Here is a 20,427-nt window from a genome sequence, read left to right as displayed (position 1 = left end):
GGCCGCAATCGCAGGTCGCGTTGCTGGCGACGGTGTCTACCGACGGCGCCCGCCTGCGACCACCTTGGCTTCGACGCCGTCCAGGCGGTCGAGCAATTCCTTCAGACGGTCGGGAATATCGGACTCCGTGCGGAAGGCCGGTAAGGTGCGCAGAAAGCGCTTGGTCGCCTCGGTGCCGAGCTGGCGCCGGATATCGGCGGCGAGCCCGTCGCGTTTTTCGCCATTCCTGCGGGGCATCATCCAAAATCCTGTGTCGGCTTCGAAACTCTTCCAAGGGAGGAATGGTTCCCGCATTGTAGTGTCCCGGCAAGCAAAGCCGTCGGGTACGGTAAAGTTTGAATTAAAATCGAGAGGTCTGCGCCGTCCGCCATCAAGCAGCGACAGCGGCTGCAGTATCGCTTGCCCCTTGATTTTTGGCCGCTAAACCTCGATATCGGGCGCAAATCCACACCATTCGAAAATGACGGGAAACGGCGATGAGCGACCAGGCAAAAGACGAACGCGCGCCCGATGAAGCCGAGAAGACCGAGGCTGCCGCGGAGCCAAGGGAAGGTGGCGTCGACGGCGACTATGAAGCGCTTGTGCGGCTTCTGAAGGAAAACGAAGAGCTGAAGGATCGCGCGCTGCGCGTCGCGGCCGACATGGAGAATTTGCGTCGCCGCACCGCCCGCGACGTCCACGATGCGCGCGCCTATGCGGTTGCCAATTTTGCCCGCGACATGCTTTCGGTGTCGGACAATCTGCGCCGTGCGCTGGATGCCATCCCGGAGGAGGCCAAGGCGTCGGGCGATGCCGGCTTCAAGACGCTGATCGACGGCGTCGAGATCACCGAGCGCGCCATGCTGTCGGCGCTGGAACGCCACGGCGTGAAGAAGCTTGAGCCCGAGGGCGAGAAATTCGATCCGAATTTCCACCAGGCGATGTTCGAGGTGCCCAATCCCGACGTACCGGCCAACACGGTCGTGCAGGTCGTGCAGCCCGGCTATTCGATCGGCGAGCGTGTGCTGCGGCCGGCCATGGTCGGCGTCGCCAAGGGCGGCCCCAAGCATGTCGCAAGCGAAGCGCCAGTCGAGCCGGGGCCGGTCAACGAGCAGGCTGAGAAGGATGCGTAAGTTAGGGGAGTAGGGGAACAGGGCAGTACGGGAGTAGGGAATAGCGCTACGTCGGGTAAAGTAGCAATTGCCTACTCGCGCCCTTGCCTTCTCTCCGCCTACTCCCTTATTCAGGCCGCAAACCGCTGCGCTTCTCCGCCATAATAATTGACGTAGCGGGCACCGATCTCCTTGACCGGCATCACCACGAACACGTCGACCGTCGAGAATTCACGGTCGATGACACAACCGTCGCCAATGCGCGCGCCGACGCGCAGATAGCCCTTGACCAGCGGCGGCATCGCCGCGATCGCCGCCTTGGTATTGACGGCCTCGATCGGCATCAGATCCATTGAACAATAGCGCCCGGCGACGGCACGCACGTCCCATGATGAATTCGTCCGGCAGTGGTGGGCAAGATAGGTCAGCGCCTCCGCATGTGCCGCCGGCACGGTGCCGTGGAACGACGCGCAGCCAGTCATCACACCGATGCCGTAATGGTTGATGTAGGCCCAGATGCCTTGCCACAGCGCCTCGATGGTGCGCTTCGAGCGGTATTCCGGCAGAACGCAGGAGCGGCCGAGCTCGAGGAAGCGCTGGCCAGGATGCCGCGCGATCAGCTTGGTCAGTTCGAATTCGCCTTCGGAATAGAAGCCGCCGGCGGCCGCGGCAATCTCCTGCCGCAGCAGGCGGTAGGTGCCGACGATGCGGCGATGCTCTGGGCCGGAAAGCGAAGTATCGAAGACCAGGAGATGATCGCAGAGGGGATCGAAGCGATCGGCATCGCGGCGGTCCTGCATCTGGAACAGGTCCTTCCTGGCACCAAGCTCGTCGTAGAACACCCGGTAGCGCACTTCCTGCGCGGCAGCGATCTCGGCCTCGTTGCGGGCGAGCCGCACTTCGAGATTGCCGATGCGGCCGAGCGATGCGCCTTTTATGACGGCATCGGCGTTCCGGCCGACGAGCAAAGGCCCGCTGGCGTTCGGCCGAGCATCACATTCCGGCATGACTGTATGCACGAGTGATTCTCCTTCGAGCCATCCCTCTTGGCACGGGGATACGGTGTAGGTGCAACAGGATTGTGACAGTACCGTGATACGGCTCTGCGGGCAATACTTCGTCGGCTGGGCAATCTATCAACCGTCGATGTTGTGCCTCAGGCGGCCGCTTGCCCTTCGACCGCATGAACCAGGGCATCGGGGTCGAGCGGCTTGGTGACGAAGCCGCTGGCACCGTGAGCGAGCACGGCGTGGCGGGTCTTTTCCTGGCTGTCGGCCGACAGCACCATGATCGGCACCGGCGGCACCGCGGTCTCCTCCTCATGGCGGCGGATGGCGGCGATGGCGTCCAGGCCGTCCATGACAGGCATATGCAAGTCCATCAGCACCACGTCGTAACGGTGCTTGTGGCCGGTGCTGATGACCGCCTCGACGGCGGCCTTGCCGTTGCCGACCACTTTCACGCGATGCCCGGCCTTCAGCAGCGTGGCGCGGGCCAGCATGGCGTTGATGTCGTTGTCCTCGGCGATCAGCACCGACAGGCCGTGCTGGCGGGCGCCAATGGCGTGCCCCGTCTGCGCGCCGCGCCTTTGCAGTTGCGGCTCGGCGACGACCGGCGCGTGGCTGGTCAAAAGCACGCGCAGCAATGTCTCACCGCGCACCGGCCTCGCAAGGAAGGTGGCGTAACCATTGGCACGGAACTCGCCAAGCATGCCACGGTCGGTCGGTGCGATCAGCGTCACTGCCTCGCAATCGGCAAATCCGCTCTGGCGCAGGCGCCTGAGCAGCCTGCCGTCGCTTTGCTCCATGGCAGCATCGATCAGCAGCACGTCGCAGCTCTCGGCGAAAGGGGTGGCCTGGGCGGCGGCGGTGGCCAGATCGACCGTGCCGCCATTGGCGCGAATGGTGCGGGCGAGGGCTTCGGCCTCGACCAGGTTCTTCGACACGATCACCGCATGCCGGCCCGACAGCGCGTCCTGGCGGATCTGCGGCGCCTCGACGGCGGAAATAGCGGGAATCTCGAAGACGAATTCGGACCCCTGGCCAAGCCGGCTCGACACAGAGATAGTGCCGCCCATGGCGGTCACCAGGCGCTTGGAAATGGCGAGACCGAGGCCGGCACCGCCATGCGCACGGGTCGAGGTGCCGTCAGCCTGTTCGAAGTCCTCGAATATGCGCTCCATGTCCTCCTCGCGCAGACCGGGGCCGGTGTCGGTGATGGTGAAGCGGATGCGGTCGGTGGTTTCGGTGCGGACGCGGGCGATGCTTGCCAGGACGCCGCCGCTGTCGGTGAACTTGACGGCGTTGCCGATGAGATTGAGCAGCACCTGCCTGACCCTGCCGGGGTCGGCGGTGATCAGCTGCGGCACGTCGGGTTCGACATGACAGCCGAGGCCGATATCCTTGGCAAAAGCCCGCGCCGCCAAAAGCTCGATGACATTGTCGGCGATCTCGCGCACCGACATCGGCTGCGGTTCGGGATCGAAGCGGCCGGCCTCGATCTTGGAGTAGTCGAGCAGGTCCTCGATCAGCGCCAGCAGCGCGCTGGCCGAGGTCGAGATGGCGCCGACATAGGTCCGCTGCTCGGGCGAAAGGCTGGTGTCGGCGAGAAGCCGGGCCATGCCCATGATGCCGTTCATCGGCGTGCGGATCTCGTGGCTGACGGTGGCGAGGAAGCGCGATTTGGCCTGGCTCGCATATTCGGCCCGCTCGCGGGCGGTGATCAGCGAGGATTCGGCGCGCTTGCGAGCGGTGATGTCGCGGGCGATGGCGCGATGCGAAACGGCGCCGCTGTCCTTGTCGCGCACCGACAGCTCGATCCAAGAGAACCAGCGTGGGCCGTCCGGCGTGCGAATGGCGACGTCGGTGGAACTCAGGCATTCATGGTCGGAAAACGCGGCGTCGGGGACGATGCCGACATCGATGCCTAGTTCGGCCAGGGACTTGCCGGCAAGCTCGCGCTGGTCGGTTTCGACAAGGTCGGCGAAAACCTTGTTGGCGTAGACAATGTGGCCGTCGCGGTCACGATGGACGACGAGATCGCCGAGTGCATCGATCAGCCCGCGAAAGCGCTCCTCGCTCTCCTGCATCTCCCACATGCGGTCGGCCAGCGTCTCTATTTCGGCGCGGCTGCGGGCGGTCGTGGCATCGAGCAGGGCCACCGCGCGGCGCTCGGTGCGCCTGTTGCGCAGATGCATGGCGAGCCCGGCGATGGCTGTCGCCAAAAGGCCGATAGTGATGAAGATCGGCGCCCCGGTCAGATGCGAAAAGCCTGCCAGCACGACAATGGCGACGAGCGTCAGGAAGGGCAGGCCTTCGCGGTTGGAGGCCGGCAGTTCCGGCGCCAGCGGTGGCGCGGCGACAAGCTGCCGTCCTGGCGCCGCGGGGGCCGTCCCGTCGGCCCGTTCGGCTGGTTCCGCCTCTCTGATGCCGGGTTCCGCAATCATACGGAAATCCTGTCAGACAGAGCTTATCGAAGGTTGTGGTTGATCGCTCGAATTTTACCGGTCGCGCTCTTTTTTTTCCCTTGGGGGCTCACATATCCACCACCACGCGGCCGCGGATCTTACCCTCGACGATGTCATGCGCGGCGCCGATGATGCCGTCGAAGCCGATACTCGTCGACAGGCTGGCAAGCTTTGCGTGGTCGAGATCGGCGCTGATGCGGCGCCAGGCCTCGAGTCGGACCGCCTTCGGCGCCATGACCGAATCGATGCCGAGCAGCGAGACGCCGCGCAGGATGAAGGGGGCGACGCTTGCCGGCAGGTCCATGCCGCCGGCGAGGCCGCAAGCGGCGACGGCGCCGCCATAGGAGGTCATCGACAGAACGTTGGCCAGCGTGTGACTGCCGACCGCATCGACGCCGCCGGCCCAGCGTTCCTTGGCGAGCGGTTTTGCCGGCTGGGTGAGCTCGTCGCGTGAAATCACTTCCGCGGCGCCGAGGTCGATCAGATAGGGGCTTTCGGCAGCGCGGCCAGTCGAGGCGATGACATGATAGCCGAGGCTGGACAGGATCGAGACCGCGACCGAGCCGACGCCACCGGCAGCGCCGGTCACCACCACCGGGCCGCGATCGGGCACGATGCCGTGGCGCTCCAGCGCGATGACGCAAAGCATGGCGGTGTAGCCGGCGGTGCCGACCGCCATCGCATCATGCGGGCTCATGCCGTCCGGCAACGGCACCAGCCAGTCGCCCTTGACGCGGGCGCGCCCTGCAAAGGCGCCGAAATGCGTCTCGCCGACGCCCCAGCCGTTCAATATGACCTTGTCACCCTTGCGCCAGTCAGGATTGGAAGACGAGATGACGGTGCCGGCGAAATCGATGCCCGGCACCAGCGGCCAGCGGCGGATCACCGGCGCCTTGCCGGTAATTGCAAGACCGTCCTTGTAGTTCACCGTCGTCGCCTCGACCGCGACGGTGACGTCGCCCTCCATCAGGTCTGCCTCGGTAAGCTCGGTCACCGCGACCGACTGGTTTTTCTCCGCGTCACGCGAAACGAGGATGGCTTTGAAGGTTTCGGGCATTTTTTCTCCTCGGGCTTGCAGATCAGAATGTGCGGCGCCAGGCGAGTGAGGTCAATCGCTCGACGCTCCGCGCCGCCAGCCAATGAGTTCGTCGAAGACGACCAGCACCGCACCAACCGAAATGAAGGCGTCGGCGAGGTTGAAGATCGCGAAGGACCAGACCGGCGTATGGAACAGGACATAGTCGATGACATGACCGTAGATTGCGCGATCGATCAGGTTGCCGAGCGCGCCGCCGACGATCAGTGCAAAGCCGATGCGGGCAAGCAGGTGGCCGGGCGGCGTGCGGGCCGCAAGATAGAGCACGAAAGCGACCACCAGAACCGCGACGACCACCAGGCCGGTGTCGCCGAAGGACGAAAACAGCGAGAACGCGATGCCGGTGTTGTAAGTGCGGTACAGCGCCAGGAATGGAAGCAGGTCGAGCCGTTCCTGAAAGGCAAGACCGGTTTCGACTAGGTATTTCACCCACTGGTCGAGCGCTATCGCGGCGACGACCAGAAGAGCATACGGTCTCCAGGACTTCATGGTTTGCAGTTTCACGGTTTGAGATGTCACGTTCTGGCGTCCTCCGGGCCGAGCTTCAGCGCGCCGCGCCGGATCTCGAACAGCATGACGCCGGTGGCCACCGCAAGGTTGAGCGAATCGGCGCGGCCGGCCTGCGGTATCCGCAGCAGTTTGTCGCAGCTTGCGGCAAGCTCGTCAGGCAGGCCTTGCTGCTCGTTACCCATCATCAAAAGCACCGGGCCTTTTGAAAAATCGACCGAGCGGTAGTCGACCGCACCCTTCAGATGGGTGCCGGCGACGAGGCCGGGAAAGCTCGTTCGCCAGGCGAGAAAAGCTTCGGGCGACGCCTTGGCGACCGGCACGGCGAAAATCGAGCCCATGGTGGCGCGCACCGTTTCGACCGAAAAGGGATCGGTGGTCTCGCCGACCAGGATGACGCCACTGGCCCCGACAGCGTCGACCGTGCGGATGACGGTGCCGAGATTGCCGGGGTCGCGGACGCGGTCGAGCGCCACCCAGACGTCGCCGTCACGGGCGCGGATGTCCTTCAACGGCAGGAATTTCTGCGAGAACACACCGACGACCATTTGTGGATTGTCGCGGCGAGTGATGGCGACCAGCACTTTTTCCGAAACTTCAAGGACGGTGCCGCCGGCGGCGACCGTGCGCGCCGCGATCTTTTCAACCGCCGTATTGCCACGTCCGGCCTTGGCGAAGACCAATGTCCTGATCGACCAGCCGAGATCGAGCGCGTCGATGACCAGCTTCAGGCCTTCGGCCATGAAGGCATTCTGCTGGTCACGGAATTTCTTCAGCGCGAGCGCCTTGATGTCCTTAACCAGCGGATTGGCGAGGCTGGTGACTTCCTTCACCTGCCCTGGCGCGCCCGCGTGCCGTTCGTACGCACTCATTCAGGCCACCCAGCGCGAGAACAGCGAGGTCGAAAGCGCCCGACCGGCAGATTTCTCGCGGATGATCAATTCACCCGACTCGACCGTGCCGCCCATGCCGGCGAAGGTGTCGCGCATCAGGGCATGGATGGCGAAAAAAGAGGCGCGGATCGAATAGGCGGTCAGTACCACGGCGAGCGGCTTCGGCGTCAGGATCGTGCGGCAGATATCGGTCAGCGCCGGCAGGTCCTCGAACAGCTGCCAGACCTCGCCTTTCGGTCCGCGGCCATAGGCGGGCGGGTCGAACAGGATGATGTCGTAGCGGCTGCCGCGGCGCTCCTCGCGTTCGGCGAATTTCACGGCATCGTCGACGATCCAGCGGATCGGCTTTTGCGACAAGCCCGCCATTTGCTGGTTTTCGCGCGCCCAGCCGATCGCCTTCTTGGAAGCATCGACGTGGGTGACCTCGGCGCCGGCACGCGCCGCCACCAAGGAGGCAAGGCCGGTGTAACCGAACAGGTTCAACACCTTCACCGGCCGTTTTGCCGCCGCGATCAGTCCGGCCAGGTGGTCCCAGTGCGAGGCCTGCTCGGGAAAGACGCCGACATGGCGAAACGAAGTGAAGCGGCCGAGATAATCTATGCCGTCATGCTTCATCGGCCAGGTCTCGCCGAGCGGCGTCTTGGGGAAGCGCCAGCGGCCGATGCCTTCCTCGTCGGTATCGCCGGTGAAAATGGCGTCGGCGCGCTCCCAGTCCTTGGCCGGCAAAGCCTTTTGCCAGATCGCCTGGCCCTCCGGCCGAACGATGCGGTAGGGGCCGTATTGCTCGAGTTTTTCTCCGGCGCCGCTGTCGAGCAACGCGTAGTCCTGATTGGGGCCGACCTCGAGGATCAGCGGCAGATGTTCGGCAGGCAGCGCGCCATCGCGACGGGATAGAGGGCGCGGCGCGGCTTTCGGCTCGGACCGGTCCTGCAGTTTAGGCTCCGAACCGGCGGTCAGGCCGGCGTCGCGCCGCCGCGGCTGCTCCGCCCCGCCCTTCGGGGGCGGGCGGCTGTCGCGGCGTTTGTCGCGAAAAGGTTTCAAGAAGGCGCATCTCCGGACGGCGGCTCGCCGCTTCTGCCACAGCACATTGACCGGCGCAACAAAAGGGCTGCCGACGTGTGCAACCGGATCAGCCGCGCCTGATCGACAGCAGGCCGACTGCGAGCGCTATGAAACCAACGGCCTTGAAGCCGGTGACGACCATATGGCCGGTTTCCCAACTGCTCCGGATACTTTCGAAATTGTCCGGGATCGGTCCAGGCACCCAGGTGGCCAGGACATCGTTTGCCGGTTTGACCAGGGTAAACCACGCCACGAGGGCCATCAGATAAAGCACGGTGGCGGCCAAAATCCACCAGAATGCCGGGCGGTCGCTGCGCAGCATCCAGGCGAGAAGCCCCGGACAGGCGATCGCGGCCACGTCCAGCGGTGCGCCGACAATCGCGAAGAATTGGAACTGAGCGTTGAAGACAGTGGTTTCACGCCAGAGCGAAGGCGGCCAACTGGTCAGCCGCGGCACCGATTCCAGCACATGGGCGAAGGATGGTCCGAGGCTGAGCGCAGCGACGATGGCGGTCAAAACCGACCAGAACAACAGGAACCCGCGCATATCCATAGTGGCCAGACAACGGCGTCAGGACGCAGACGTTCCCGTCCGCCACCCATGTCGCTTGCCGCCGAAAGCGCTGGGGCTCTATCGTGATTGAAACCAGGTCATGATTCATGTCCCGTGCTGAACGCCTGCTCGACCTGATCCAGATCCTGCGCCGGCATCGCCGGCCAGTCAGCGGCCGCAGCCTTGCGGGCGAAATGGGTGTGTCGATCCGCACGCTCTATCGCGATATCGCCACGCTGCAGGGGCAGGGCGCGCCGATCGAGGGTGAGGCGGGGTTGGGTTACGTGCTCAGGCCCGGTTTCATGCTGCCGCCCTTGATGTTCACCGATGAGGAGATCGAGGCGATCGTGCTCGGTTCGCGCTGGGTGGCCAAGCAGCCGGACTGGCGGCTTGCGAACGCCGCCACCGACGCGCTGGCCAAGATCGCGGCGGTGCTGCCGAACGATTTGCGCGAAGAGCTCGACGCCTCGACGCTGCTGGTCGGGTCGCGCACCGAGGTCACCGAAGGCATCGATCTCGGCGTGGTGCGGCAGGCCATCCGCGAGGAGCGTAAGCTGAGCTTTGTCTATCGCGACGCCGGCGGCGCTGCCTCCGAGCGCACCGTCTGGCCGTTCGCACTCGGCTTCTTCGACAAGGTGCGCGTCGTCGCGGCCTGGTGCGAGATGCGCCAGGATTTCAGGCACTTTCGCGCCGACCGGATATCCGGCCTCAATGCCACCGAGATGCGCTATCCGCGCCGCCGTCAGGTGCTGCTCAAAGAATGGCGGGCGACGCTCGACACGCCAAGCTAAGGCTGCTGCTCAGTTGAGACTGCTGCCAGAATCTGGCAGTGGCGTACGGTATGCTCCTCCAGTCGAAACGATCTGGAGAGCAATTCATGACACCGCCCAATTTCGTCATCCTCTATGTCGACAAGCCTGAGCAAAGCGGCGCCTTCTATAGCGCGCTGCTTGGGCGGCAGCCGGTCGAGACCTCGCCGACCTTCGTGCTGTTCGTGCTCGACAACGGCTTCAAGCTCGGCCTCTGGTCGCGTCACACCGTGGAACCGGCCGCCGCGGCAGCAGGCGGTGGCGCCGAGATCGTCTTTGCGCTGGACACGCCGGAGGCGGTCGATGCCACCTACACCGATTGGGCCGGACGGGGTCTGAAAATCCTGCAGAGCCCGACCGACATGGATTTCGGCCGGACCTTCGTCGCGCTCGATCCCGACAATCATCGGCTGCGGGTTTATTGGCAAAGGGAGTAAGGCAGTAGGGCAGTAGGGGAGTACGTGACAGGAAATATAGCTGGCGCGGCGCCGCACGATCAGTGCGGTTTCCTACTGCCCTACTGCCCTACTGCCCTACTGCCCTACTGCCCTACGCTTGCGCGATACACGCCAATGCCGGCGGCGAGGTCCTCGAGGGCTGCGCCGACCGACTTGAACAGCGTGATCTCGTCGTCGTTCTGCCGGCCTTTTTTCTGGCCGCGCGTGAGTTCATAAAGGTCGGCGACGATGGCTTCCGGCTTCAACACGCCGGAGGCCAGCGGCTGGACGATGTCACCGGCTTCCTTGGTGGCGCCGGCGCGGGTGTCGACATAGACGCGGGCCCGCGCAACCGTGTCGTCGTCGCTTTCGCGCATCGCCGGAGTGAAGCCGCCGACGAGGTCGACATGCGTTCCGGGTCGCAACAAGGCGCCCTTGACCAGCGGCTCGGTGGTGATTGTCGCCGAGGAAATGATGTCGGCCTGGCCGAGTTCGGCGTCGAGATCGCCTGCGGCTTCGGCCGCAAAACCTTCCGCACGCAATCTTGCAGCGACCTTTTCGGCATTGGCCGGCGTGCGGTTCCAGATGCGGATGCTGGTGATCGGCCGCACAGCCGAATGCGCCTTCGCTAGGAACGGCGACAGCGCGCCGGCGCCTACCACGAGCAGCCGCGAGGCGTCCTCGCGGGCCAGGTAGGAGGCGGCCAGCGCCGAGGCGCAGGCCGTGCGCCACTGCGTCAGCCGCTGGCCGTCGATCATGGCCTGCGGCTCGCCGGTGGCGCCGTCGAGCAAGAGGTAAAGGCCCATCACCGCGGGTTTTCCGACAGCGTTGTTGTCGGGCGACACGGTGACGATCTTGATGCCGATGTGACCGCCGGCGGAGGTGCCAGCCGCGTTGAAGTCGGTCCAGGCCGGCATCAAAAGCAGCGTTGAAGCGGCGCCGTCGGGCCGCTCTATCGTATGATGGTGCCTGACCGGCTGTATGGCGCCATCGCGAAAGGCGGCGCGCAGCGTCTCGATCAGTCCGGGAAAGGTCAGCGCGCTGTCGACCTCGGCGGCCGAAATGGTCAGCATGAAAGGCTCCGCGAAAGATATGTCAGCGACGCTTCAGTTTGTCGCCTTCGGCAAAGCCTGGCCCCGAGGCGCGGCAGGCGCGCGGCTTACCGCCTGGCGCAGATTCTCGGCCTCGGCACCGCGCTGGCGCGCCAGCTTGCGATAGCGCCCTTGCTTGATCCAGGTCGCCAGGCTGCCGACGATCATGCCGATGGCAAGGGCAAGGAACAGGAATATGAACAGCGGCAAGGTCAGCGTCAGCGCCGGGTTGCCCGGATTGAACGGGTCGAGCGTGAAGGCGACCGGTTCGCGGTTGGCAACGGCCAGCGCGATCAGGATGATGGCCAGCGGCACGAAGACCACGATGAGGATTAAGCGATTGAACATGTTTTTCCGTAGGCACTGCTGTCGGAGCGGGACGGCGGGCGCCGCGCCTATTTGCCTCCGTTCAGCCTTTCACGCAATTCCTTGCCGGTCTTGAAGAACGGTACCCATTTCTCCTCGACCTCTACGGATTCGCCAGTGCGCGGGTTGCGGCCGGTGCGGGCAGGGCGATTTTTCACCGAAAACGCGCCGAAGCCGCGCAACTCGACCCGGTTGCCCTCGGCAAGCGCGTCGGTGATTTCATCGAAGATGGCGCTGACAATGTTTTCGACGTCGCGCAGGAAAAGATGCGGATTACGCGTGGCGATGATCTGCACAAGTTCGGATTTGATCATGAAAAGGCTCCCCGTAAAAGCAGTGCCGCCGAAATTATCAGAATGATTTTATTTGGTTTTTCACTCGTCCCAAGCGGTTCCTCAAGGGTGCCAGACGGAAACGAGACCGTCAAGAAACAAGCGGTCCGCTCCAATTTCGTGAAGGACGTCGCCGTCATGGCCGGCCAGGCCAAGCGCAGCACCGACGGTCTGCGCCATCGCTTTGGAGAACAGGAAACCGCCGCGTTTTTCCGTGTCCTTCCATTCCACCACCTTGAGCTTGGCATCGACACCCTTGCCTGCAAGCCAGTCGATTGCTTCGGCCTCGCCGCCGACCGCGTCGATCAATCTGTTGGTGACCGCCTGCCGGCCGGTGAAGATCGACCCGTCTGCGAGCGCCAGCACCTCCGGCTTGGTCATGTTGCGGCGCTCGGCGACGATGCCGACGAACCAGTCGTAGCTGTCGAGGATGAGCTTGCGGACCATGGCGCGCTCATCGTCATTGGTCGGCTTGAAGGGAGAAGGCGAGGCCTTCAAGGGCGAGGATTTCACCTCCTCCAGCTTGACGCCGAGCTTGTCCATGAGGCCGCTGACGTCCGGGTACTGAATCAGCACGCCGATCGAGCCGACGATCGAGGATTTGCGTGCGACAATATGGTCGGCCGCGGTGGCGATCATATAGCCCGCCGAAGCCGCGAGCGTGCCGACCTCGGCCACCACCGGCTTTTCGGCGGCAAGCTTGCGCACTGCCTCATAGATCGATTCGCCACCGACGGTGGTGCCGCCGGGTGAATCGATCGACAGGATCACAGCCTTGACGCGCGGCGACTGACGGATTGCCTCCAGCCGCTTGATCAGTTCTTCGTCTTCGGTGATGGTACCTTCGATCTTGACCTTGGCGATGTGGTCGACAGCCGCGCCGGTGAAGTCGTCACCATAGATCCATGCCGAGAAGGCGATCAGTCCGGCTGCCGCGACGATAATCGCCGCAACACGCCAGAATGTCAGCTTGCGGCGCAAGCGGCGGCGGTCGATCAGGTCGTCGGCTCTCAATACCATGGTCAGCCTCGTAGTCGGTGGGAGCAGATGCTTTTAAAGCAACCATTCGCGCCCGGCTACCGTTTCCTGACGGCCTTGCGCCAAAGGCCGTTAGGCATTCGCGGCAAGCCTCAACCTGTCTCGTTCCACAGGCCCTAACACTGTGCGCCCATATCTGGTATGAGGTACAGGCTGCGCTGGGGCCGTTTTCATTGTACAGGGGCGGCTGTCACATTTTTGCGGTTTTCCTCGGCTTGTGCTTGCTTGAGGGCGCCGGCACCCCACCTATAGGGCGGCCTGGCGGGCAGGGGTTTAGAAGAAGCAGTCATGTTAGCGGGACCAATCGAACCGACCAACACCGAGACGGAGTTGGCTCCCAAGGCCGCAGGCCGGGCGCGGGTCGACGCGTTTGACGTTGCGCAGCGTCATTCGCGCCGGGTCCGTATCCTCAAGCTGGCCGTGCCGCTGGTCGCTGCCGTGATTGCGGTCGCGTTTCCCGTCTATTCCTATCTCATGGCTCCCGCTGCAATCGAGGTGCAGGCCGACGGCGGCGCCTTTGCCGATGGCAAGCTGGTGATGGCCAACCCCAAGCTCAACGGCTTCACCAAACAGAACCTGCCCTATTCGATGACAGCCCTGCGCGCCATACAGGATGTCAGCAAACAAGGCATCATCGATCTGGAAGGCATCAAGGCCAAGCTGCCGATTGCGGCCGACAACACGGCCGCCATCGATGCCACGCACGGCACCTATGATCGCGACGGCAACACGCTCAGCCTGACCAGCGATGTGACCGTGTCGACCACGGATGGTGTGGTGGCAAAATTCAAATCAGTCTATCTCGACATGGGCGAAGGCACTATGAAGACAAGCGAGCCCGTCGATGTCAGCCGCGGCGGGTCGCGGATCAGGGCGGATTCGATGTCGGTCCAGGACAATGGCAAGGTCCTGGTTTTCGAGAACAAGGTGCGCGTCGACATCGATCCCGCCAGTTTGAAGGCGGCAGAGGCAAAGAGCGGAGAGACCAATGCGGTTCAGTAGTTCGGCACGGCGCCTCGCCGCGATTTCGGCGTTGACGCTCGGGTTGCCCTTGGGGCTGACCTTCGGGACGGCGCCGTCGCTGGCGCAATCCAGTGCCACCAGCCAAATGTCCGGCCTCAGGCTGTCGGGCGACAAGCCTATCCAGATCGAAAGCGACAAGCTCGAGGTGCGCCAGGCGGAAAGCGTCGCCATCTTCACCGGCAACGTCAACGTCGTCCAGGGTCCAACCGTGCTCAAGGCCGGCAAAATGACGGTCTATTACGTCAGGGATGCAGGCGCCGCTAAAGGCGCCCAGCCCGCGGGTGCCGCGGCAATGACCGGATCCGCCAACATCGACCATCTCGAGGTCGACGATAAGGTCTACATCAAATCGGACAATCAGGTTGCCACCGGCGACCGCGGCACCTTCGACATGAAGACCGAAGTGCTGGTGCTTTCGGGCAGCAAGGTCGTGCTCTCGCAAGGCGATAACGTGCTTGTCGGCTGCAAGCTTACCGTGCAGATGAAGAGCGGCCTTGCCCAGGTCGACGCTTGCGGCGGCCGCGTCATGATGTCGATCACGCCGCCGGCGAAGTCTGGAGCAGCGAAACCCTGATGACCGGCATATCGTCGCTGCTGGCGCGTCTTCCAGGGCGCGCCGCCAGCAAACTTGCGGCACCGGCCAGGGTCACCGTCGAAGCGGCAAAGTTCAAGGGAACCTTGATCGCCAAGGGGCTGACCAAAAGCTACAAGGGCCGCAAAGTCGTCAGCGGCGTGACGCTGGGCGTGCGCGCCGGCGAGGCGGTTGGGCTGCTCGGCCCCAACGGCGCCGGCAAGACGACCTGTTTCTACATGGTAACCGGCCTGGTGCCGGTCGATGAAGGCACGATCGAAATCGACGGTTTCGACGTCACGTCGATGCCGATGTATCGCCGCGCCCGTCTCGGCATCGGCTATCTGCCGCAGGAAGCGTCGATTTTTCGCGGCCTGAATGTCGAGCAAAACATCCGGGCCGTGCTCGAGGTCGTCGAAAAGAGCCGCAAGGAGCGTGAGCGCCTGCTCGACGAATTGCTCGAGGAATTTCACATCAGCCATCTGCGCAAGGCTCCGTCGCTGTCGCTCTCCGGCGGTGAGCGGCGACGCCTCGAAATTGCCCGCGCCTTGGCAACCCGCCCCGCCTATATGCTGCTCGACGAACCTTTCGCCGGCATCGATCCGATCGCCGTCGCCGACATCCAGCAACTCGTGCGCCACTTGACGGCACGTGGCATCGGCGTTCTGATCACCGACCACAATGTCCGCGAGACACTTGGCCTGATCGACCGCGCCTACATCATCCATGCCGGCCAGGTGCTGACCCATGGTCGAGCCGACGAAGTGGTCGCAAATGCCGACGTGCGGCGGCTTTATCTCGGCGAGGGATTTACACTCTAAATGCGAAATTCCGGTTCGAACGGGATTTCCGGCGTAGTCCAACAGCTTTTTCTTCAATTTTCTGCCTGAAAACGCGTCGGCAGGCGAGTTTTACCGCTCCTCGCCTTGACAAGCAAAAGCCGGGCCAGTTTCTATGCTGGCCTGGAAAATTCCTTCCAGCAGTGCGGGTGCGTAGACGGGGCGTTTGAAACCGAACCATGGCGTTGGCGGCAAAACTACAGCTACGACAGTCGCAGTCGCTGGTGATGACGCCGCAGCTGATGCAGTCGATCCGCCTGCTGCAGTTCACCCATCTCGAGTTGGAACGCTTCATCGACGACGAGATCGAACGCAATCCCTTGCTGGAACGCGCCGAACCGCAGGAGGACGCCGCCAGCGACCAGGCGCAGAAGGGCGACGCCGCATCGGAACCGGCTGCCGACGGCGACTGGTTCGAGGCGGAAACGGCATGGAGCGCCGAGGCGATCTCGGAAAAGCTCGATACGTCGCTGGAAAACCTGTTTCCTGACGATCCTGGTACGAGCGAGCGGCTCGGGCCCGACCTGACGGCACAATGGAAATCGGCGTCCGGCAATGGTTCCACCTCTTCCTCCGACGGCTTCGACGTCGCGGATATGGCGGCGGCGGCCATCACGCTGCGCGACCATGTCGGCGAGCAGGTGGCGCTCGCCTTTGCCGATCCGGCGGCGCGCCTGATCGCCGGCGAGCTTGCCGACGGCCTCGACGAGGCCGGCTACATGCGTGCCGATATGGCCGAGATCGCCGCCCGCCTCGGCGCGGACGCCACGGCGATGGCAACGGTCCTGGCGGTCTGCCAGACATTCGAGCCCGCCGGCATATTCGCCCGCGACCTCGCCGAATGCCTGTTGCTGCAGCTGGCCGTGCGCGACCGGCTCGATCCGGCGATGAAGGCGCTGATCGCCAATCTCGAACTCCTGGCACGGCGCGATTTCCAGACGCTGAAGCGGATTTGCGGCGTCGACGAAGAGGATCTGCTCGACATGCTGGCCGAGATCCGGGCGCTCGACCCACGGCCGGGAATGGCGTTTTCGCGCGGTGCCAGCGATGCGATCGTGGCCGACATCGAGGTGCGTGCAGCCAATGACGGCAGCTGGACGGTCGAGCTCAATGCCGAGACGCTGCCGCGCGTGCTGGTCGATCACATCTATTTCGCCCAGGTCACGCCACATGCGAAAAACCAGGCGGAAAAGGATTTCCTTGCCGAATGCCTGCAGAACGCCAACTGGCTCACGCGCAGCCTCGACCAGCGGGCGAAGACCATTCTCAAGGTGGCCTCTGAGATCGTGCGCCAGCAGGACGCTTTTCTCGTCCACGGCGTGCGGCACCTGAAGCCGCTCAACCTGCGCACGGTGGCGGACGCCATCGGCATGCACGAATCAACGGTCAGCCGGGTCACGGCAAACAAATACATGCTGACGCCGCGCGGCGTGTTCGAGCTGCGCTATTTCTTCACCGCCTCGATCGCTTCGTCAGGTGGCGGCGATGCGCATTCGTCGGAAGCGGTGCGCGACCGCATAAAGCAGCTGATCGACGAGGAGAAAGCCATCGATGTGCTTTCCGACGATGCCATCGTGGACATGCTGCGGGAAAGCGGCGTCGACATCGCCAGGCGCACGGTGGCCAAATACCGGGAAGGCATGAACATACCCTCTTCGGTGCAGCGGCGGCGTGAAAAACGCGCTTTGGCCAGCGCCGGCCGTTGATCTCCGGCGGAATTTCCACAGCTTTCGCCCTTCATTGACAAGCGGCGACGAAGTGGCTAGAAGCCCGCCCGCATGGGACGGGCTGGCGAGTGGATTTGAGTTCGCCGATGCCCGCACGAGAGATGGTCCGTCACGATGTAGGCCACGGGACGGCCAAGAAGGCGGCTTGTGATCAACCGGAAAGTTCGGATCTAAAATCGGCGCAAGTGACGCCGCAAAAGCTTGTGCGCGCGGACCACGAGTATAAACTCGGGACAGTTTGAAGCCTGAGCAAGGAAGGTCAGTTTTCAGATGACACTGCGCATATCGGGAAAACACATGGATATCGGCGATGCGTTCCGTACGCGCATCAACGACCGTGTCGGGGAAGTGATCGGGAAATATTTCGATCGGGGCTTTTCAGGGCAAATCGTAGTCGTCAAATCGGGGTCGCGCTACACGGCCGATTGCATGATCCGGCTGGACTCCGGTGCTTCGCTGCAGGCGACCGGCGATGCCCAGGATCCAACGCTTGCCTTCGATACCGCGGCGGACCGTCTGGAAACACGCCTCAGGCGCTACAAGCGCCGGCTGAAGTCGCACAATTCAGGCAATAGCAACGGCGAGCTCACCGACGTCGCCTATACGGTGATGGCGCCGCTTGCCGACGACGAGGAGGACATACCGGAGAATTTCGCGCCGGCCATCGTCGCCGAATCGACCATGACGCTGCGGACCATGTCGGTGGCGTCAGCGGTGATCGAACTCGACACCAAGGACAGCCCGGTCCTGGTCTTCCGCAATGCCGGAAACGACCATCTCAACATCGTCTATCGCCGGCCGGACGGGAATATTGGCTGGATCGACCCGTCCACGGCCAAGGTCGCGCAGGGGTAAAAACCAGCCGCACGCGAGCGTGGGGACTGGCGACGGCAGGCGAACAAGGGATTTCAAGCATGGATCTGAGCGATCTCGTCAGCGTTCCGGCAATCATGCCGGCGTTGAAGGCGAACTCCAAAAAGCAGCTGCTGCAATTGCTGTCCGAAAGGGCGGCGGCGATTTCCGGCATTCCGGAGCGAGAGGTGTTCGACACCATCCTGCAGCGCGAGCGGCTCGGCTCCACCGGCGTCGGCAACGGCATCGCCATTCCGCACGGCAAGCTGGCCGGGGTGAAGCGGATCGCCGGCGTTTTTGCCCGGCTGGAGACACCGGTGGACTTCGAGGCCCTCGATGATCAGCCGGTCGACCTGGTGTTTCTGCTTTTGGCTCCCGAAGGCGCCGGCGCCGACCACCTCAAGGCGCTGTCGCGCATTGCGCGGGTGCTGCGCGACGCCGACACGGTTGCCAAGATCAGGGGCACGCGCGACGCCGTAGCCATCCACGCGCTGCTGTCGGACACACAGGCCTCGCACGCCGCCTGAGGTTTTGATTAAATCCGTTGAAGGGCCGCCGTGAGCGGCCCTGTCCGTTTCCAACCAGATCGCTGCGCCGTATTTGTCAGTGGATAACGACGTCAGTGGATAGCGACCGGGGTCAGATCGTTTTCCAGCGCGCCAGCCAGTGCCCGGTCGCGAGCGTCCGAAAGCAGGATCGGCTGGCCATTGGCGGCAAACAGGGCCCACAGTTCCAGCCCGGGCGCGATTTCGGCGAGGCCCGGGAAACGGCCGCGCAGATCGTCGCTCGACACTTTCCTGAGATAGGCGACAGAACCTTCGCCGAGATGGGCGAATTCGCCGCTGGTCATGATGATATTTTCGTTAGTTCTGGTCATTTCAAGCCTCCTTGCCGCGAGATGCCGCTCAAGGCCATCCCGCATGAGAGCTATCGGCAAAAATCAGTCTTTCACCGATATGTTTATTTTTCGTACCAGCCGTTCGGATTCCGGCCGATCGAGATCGATCGACAGAAGGCCGTTCTTCAATTCCGCCGCAATCACCCGCATGCCGTCGGCCAGCACGAAACAGCGCTGAAACTGGCGCGCGGCGATGCCGCGGTGGAGGAATTCGCGCTCGGTGTCGTCGTTCTGACGGCCGCGCACGACCAACTGGTTCTCCTCCGTTGTGACATCGAGATCGCTTTCCGCGAAACCGGCGACGGCGAGCGTGATACGCAGCCTTTCGGTTTTGCCGTCGGCACCGCTGAGGCGCTCGATGTTGTAGGGAGGATAGCTGTCACCGGACTTTGCCAAGCGCTCCAGCGTCTTTTCCATGGAATCGAAACCGAGGAGAAGCGGGCTGGAAAAAGGCGTCATTCGGCTCATGTTACAGTGTCCTCTCAAGAGCGACATAAAGTGGAAAAACCCGGATGGCATTTTTCCCGATGGTCTTGATATGGTCCGCCGCCCGGCAGACTTCAAGCCGTCACACGTCCCGCCCAAAAAGACTTGCCAAAACAAGGAATTGAAATGCCCCAATCCCGCAGGATCATCATCGACACTGACCCCGGCCAGGACGATGCCGTCGCCATATTGCTGGCGCTGGGCAGCGCCGAGCTGGAGATCGTCGGCATCACCGCGGTGGCCGGCAACGTGCCGCTGAAACTTACCGAAAAAAACGCCCGCAAGATCTGCGAGCTGGCCGGCCGGCCGGACGTCAAGGTCTATGCAGGCGCCATCCGGCCGCTGGCGCGCGAACTCGTCACCGCCGAGGAAGTGCATGGCAAGACCGGCCTCAACGGGCCGCAACTGCCCGAACCAAAGATGAAACTGCAGGACGAGTATGCGGTTGATTTCATCGTTGAGACGCTGATGAACGAGGAGAGCGGCACGATCACGCTGTGCGCGCTCGGGCCGCTCACCAACGTTGCGCTGGCGCTGATCCGCGAGCCGAAAATCGCGCCGCGCATCAAGGAAATCGTGCTGATGGGCGGCGGCTTCTTCGAGGGCGGCAACGTCACGCCGACCGCCGAGTTCAACATCTATGTCGATCCGCATGCTGCCGATGTCGTGTTCAAATCCGGCATTCCGATCGTGATGATGCCGCTCGACGTCACCCACAAGGCGCTGACCACCGCCAAGCGTACGAAGGCCTTCCGCAAGCTCGGCACCAGGGTCGGCACGGCCACCGCGGACATGCTGGAATTCTTCGAACGTTTCGACGAGGAGAAATACGGTACCGACGGCGGCCCGCTGCACGATCCTTGCGTGATCGCGTATCTGCTGAAGCCGAAGCTGTTCAAGGGGCGCAACTGCAATGTCAGCGTGGAAACCGCCTCGGAGCTCACCATGGGCATGACGGTGATCGACTGGTGGGGGGTGACCAAGCGGCCGAAGAACGCCATGGTGATGCGCGACATCGACCATGATGCGTTTTTCGCGCTGTTGCTGGAACGGCTGGGGCGGCTTTAGGGCTGCTCAGTAGTTGAGCAGGCGGTAGGTGGTGGTACCGTCCTGGCGTTGTTGTTCTTCGATCGAGACTTCCGATCCAATCATGTGGGGTGTTTCCACCTCACCATCGACAAATATCCGAGCGTTGCCCTCATAGAGGCGGACTTCATATCTATAATAAAGTCCATGTCCGACGGAACCCCTCGGATTTAGAGGCATCGTCGCAACATCTTCGACGGTGCC

At 63.4% G+C, this 20,427-nt stretch carries 24 protein-coding genes; 10 read left to right on the top strand and 14 right to left on the bottom strand.

Translation table 11 applies throughout. The annotated features are described in order from the left end of the window. Positions 1-36 precede the first annotated feature (36 nt). A complete protein-coding gene (locus NKI08_RS06150) occupies positions 37-240 on the bottom strand; it encodes a hypothetical protein (protein ID WP_023675249.1) in 204 nt (67 codons plus the stop codon). A 236-nt stretch (positions 241-476) separates the two neighbouring features. Between NKI08_RS06150 and grpE the strand changes: the two genes are divergently transcribed. Then, positions 477-1,112 (top strand): nucleotide exchange factor GrpE, encoded by a 636-nt coding sequence (gene grpE / locus NKI08_RS06145; RefSeq protein WP_352502644.1) that lies wholly within the window; start codon positions 477-479, stop codon positions 1,110-1,112. 110 nt (positions 1,113-1,222) lie between these two features. On the opposite strand, the gene olsB is transcribed toward grpE, so the two are convergent. The 7 genes from olsB to NKI08_RS06110 all read right to left on the bottom strand — a co-directional run bounded on the left by olsB (position 1,223) and on the right by NKI08_RS06110 (position 8,668). Continuing rightward, the gene (gene olsB / locus NKI08_RS06140; protein ID WP_023675251.1) at positions 1,223-2,098 is read right to left on the bottom strand and encodes a l-ornithine N(alpha)-acyltransferase; all 876 of its coding nucleotides are present in this window, start codon (positions 2,096-2,098) and stop codon (positions 1,223-1,225) included. Positions 2,099-2,247: 149 nt separating this feature from the next. Then, positions 2,248-4,536, bottom strand: a complete 2,289-nt coding sequence (locus NKI08_RS06135; protein ID WP_352767802.1) for a PAS domain-containing hybrid sensor histidine kinase/response regulator — start codon at positions 4,534-4,536, stop codon at positions 2,248-2,250. Positions 4,537-4,624: 88 nt separating this feature from the next. After that, positions 4,625-5,614 carry an acrylyl-CoA reductase (NADPH) gene (gene acuI, locus NKI08_RS06130; RefSeq protein WP_352767800.1) on the bottom strand — a complete coding sequence of 330 codons (990 nt, stop codon included), beginning with the start codon at positions 5,612-5,614 and terminating at the stop codon, positions 4,625-4,627. Between the two features lie 51 nt (positions 5,615-5,665). Then, positions 5,666-6,142, bottom strand: coding sequence for a signal peptidase II (gene lspA, locus NKI08_RS06125; protein WP_352454178.1), 477 nt, complete (start codon positions 6,140-6,142; stop codon positions 5,666-5,668). Positions 6,143-6,168: 26 nt separating this feature from the next. Then, complete coding sequence (locus NKI08_RS06120) at positions 6,169-7,032, bottom strand: TrmH family RNA methyltransferase (protein WP_352767797.1); 864 nt, start codon at positions 7,030-7,032, stop codon at positions 6,169-6,171. Then, positions 7,033-8,094: an RsmD family RNA methyltransferase gene (locus NKI08_RS06115; protein WP_352767796.1), complete on the bottom strand. Its 1,062-nt coding sequence runs from the start codon at positions 8,092-8,094 to the stop codon at positions 7,033-7,035. 88 nt (positions 8,095-8,182) lie between these two features. Then, a complete protein-coding gene (locus NKI08_RS06110; protein WP_352539414.1) occupies positions 8,183-8,668 on the bottom strand; it encodes a DUF1772 domain-containing protein in 486 nt (161 codons plus the stop codon). A gap of 107 nt (positions 8,669-8,775) precedes the next feature. On the opposite strand from NKI08_RS06110, the gene NKI08_RS06105 reads away from it, so the two are divergent. Together NKI08_RS06105 and NKI08_RS06100 are read left to right on the top strand one after the other, a co-directional pair. Further along, positions 8,776-9,459, top strand: a complete 684-nt coding sequence (locus NKI08_RS06105) for a helix-turn-helix transcriptional regulator (protein ID WP_352684488.1) — start codon at positions 8,776-8,778, stop codon at positions 9,457-9,459. Between the two features lie 86 nt (positions 9,460-9,545). Beyond that, a complete protein-coding gene (locus NKI08_RS06100; protein WP_352469426.1) occupies positions 9,546-9,914 on the top strand; it encodes a VOC family protein in 369 nt (122 codons plus the stop codon). Between the two features lie 104 nt (positions 9,915-10,018). Here NKI08_RS06100 and lhpI read toward each other — a convergent pair whose 3' ends face one another. From lhpI to sppA, 4 genes are all read right to left on the bottom strand, one after another. Continuing rightward, positions 10,019-10,987: a bifunctional Delta(1)-pyrroline-2-carboxylate/Delta(1)-piperideine-2-carboxylate reductase gene (gene lhpI / locus NKI08_RS06095; protein ID WP_352767037.1), complete on the bottom strand. Its 969-nt coding sequence runs from the start codon at positions 10,985-10,987 to the stop codon at positions 10,019-10,021. Between the two features lie 33 nt (positions 10,988-11,020). Beyond that, positions 11,021-11,353 carry a DUF1049 domain-containing protein gene (locus tag NKI08_RS06090; protein WP_352767039.1) on the bottom strand — a complete coding sequence of 111 codons (333 nt, stop codon included), beginning with the start codon at positions 11,351-11,353 and terminating at the stop codon, positions 11,021-11,023. Between the two features lie 47 nt (positions 11,354-11,400). Continuing rightward, entirely contained in the window at positions 11,401-11,685 is a 285-nt protein-coding gene (locus NKI08_RS06085) for an integration host factor subunit beta (protein WP_023675261.1), read from the bottom strand. Positions 11,686-11,766: 81 nt separating this feature from the next. Next, positions 11,767-12,723, bottom strand: a complete 957-nt coding sequence (sppA, locus tag NKI08_RS06080) for a signal peptide peptidase SppA (RefSeq protein WP_352502648.1) — start codon at positions 12,721-12,723, stop codon at positions 11,767-11,769. Between the two features lie 306 nt (positions 12,724-13,029). Between sppA and lptC the strand changes: the two genes are divergently transcribed. The 6 genes from lptC (at position 13,030) to ptsN (ending at position 18,280) form a co-directional block, all read left to right on the top strand. Beyond that, a complete protein-coding gene (lptC, locus tag NKI08_RS06075) occupies positions 13,030-13,743 on the top strand; it encodes an LPS export ABC transporter periplasmic protein LptC (protein ID WP_023675263.1) in 714 nt (237 codons plus the stop codon). Beyond that, positions 13,730-14,338 (top strand): LptA/OstA family protein, encoded by a 609-nt coding sequence (locus NKI08_RS06070; RefSeq protein WP_352767791.1) that lies wholly within the window; start codon positions 13,730-13,732, stop codon positions 14,336-14,338. Before lptC ends, NKI08_RS06070 begins: the two co-directional genes overlap by 14 nt. Beyond that, entirely contained in the window at positions 14,338-15,156 is an 819-nt protein-coding gene (gene lptB / locus NKI08_RS06065; RefSeq protein ID WP_292664962.1) for an LPS export ABC transporter ATP-binding protein, read from the top strand. Before NKI08_RS06070 ends, lptB begins: the two co-directional genes overlap by 1 nt. 197 nt (positions 15,157-15,353) lie before the next feature. Next, positions 15,354-16,880 carry an RNA polymerase factor sigma-54 gene (rpoN, locus tag NKI08_RS06060; RefSeq protein WP_352469431.1) on the top strand — a complete coding sequence of 509 codons (1,527 nt, stop codon included), beginning with the start codon at positions 15,354-15,356 and terminating at the stop codon, positions 16,878-16,880. A 291-nt stretch (positions 16,881-17,171) separates the two neighbouring features. Then, positions 17,172-17,756, top strand: a complete 585-nt coding sequence (gene hpf / locus NKI08_RS06055; protein WP_023675267.1) for a ribosome hibernation-promoting factor, HPF/YfiA family — start codon at positions 17,172-17,174, stop codon at positions 17,754-17,756. 59 nt (positions 17,757-17,815) lie between these two features. After that, the gene (gene ptsN / locus NKI08_RS06050) at positions 17,816-18,280 is read left to right on the top strand and encodes a PTS IIA-like nitrogen regulatory protein PtsN (RefSeq protein WP_023675268.1); all 465 of its coding nucleotides are present in this window, start codon (positions 17,816-17,818) and stop codon (positions 18,278-18,280) included. A 92-nt stretch (positions 18,281-18,372) separates the two neighbouring features. Here ptsN and NKI08_RS06045 read toward each other — a convergent pair whose 3' ends face one another. Together NKI08_RS06045 and NKI08_RS06040 are read right to left on the bottom strand one after the other, a co-directional pair. Further along, on the bottom strand, positions 18,373-18,630 hold the full coding sequence (locus tag NKI08_RS06045) for a BQ00720 family protein (RefSeq protein ID WP_352767788.1): 258 nt from the start codon (positions 18,628-18,630) through the stop codon (positions 18,373-18,375). 63 nt (positions 18,631-18,693) lie between these two features. Next, a complete protein-coding gene (locus NKI08_RS06040) occupies positions 18,694-19,119 on the bottom strand; it encodes an Hsp20 family protein (RefSeq protein ID WP_023675270.1) in 426 nt (141 codons plus the stop codon). A gap of 144 nt (positions 19,120-19,263) precedes the next feature. On the opposite strand from NKI08_RS06040, the gene NKI08_RS06035 reads away from it, so the two are divergent. After that, on the top strand, positions 19,264-20,205 hold the full coding sequence (locus tag NKI08_RS06035) for a nucleoside hydrolase (RefSeq protein ID WP_352469434.1): 942 nt from the start codon (positions 19,264-19,266) through the stop codon (positions 20,203-20,205). Positions 20,206-20,427 lie beyond the last annotated feature (222 nt).

It is taken from the genome of Mesorhizobium sp. M0768, assembly GCF_040320195.1.
Classification (GTDB): domain Bacteria; phylum Pseudomonadota; class Alphaproteobacteria; order Rhizobiales; family Rhizobiaceae; genus Mesorhizobium.
This window is presented reverse-complemented; position numbering and strand designations above follow the sequence as displayed.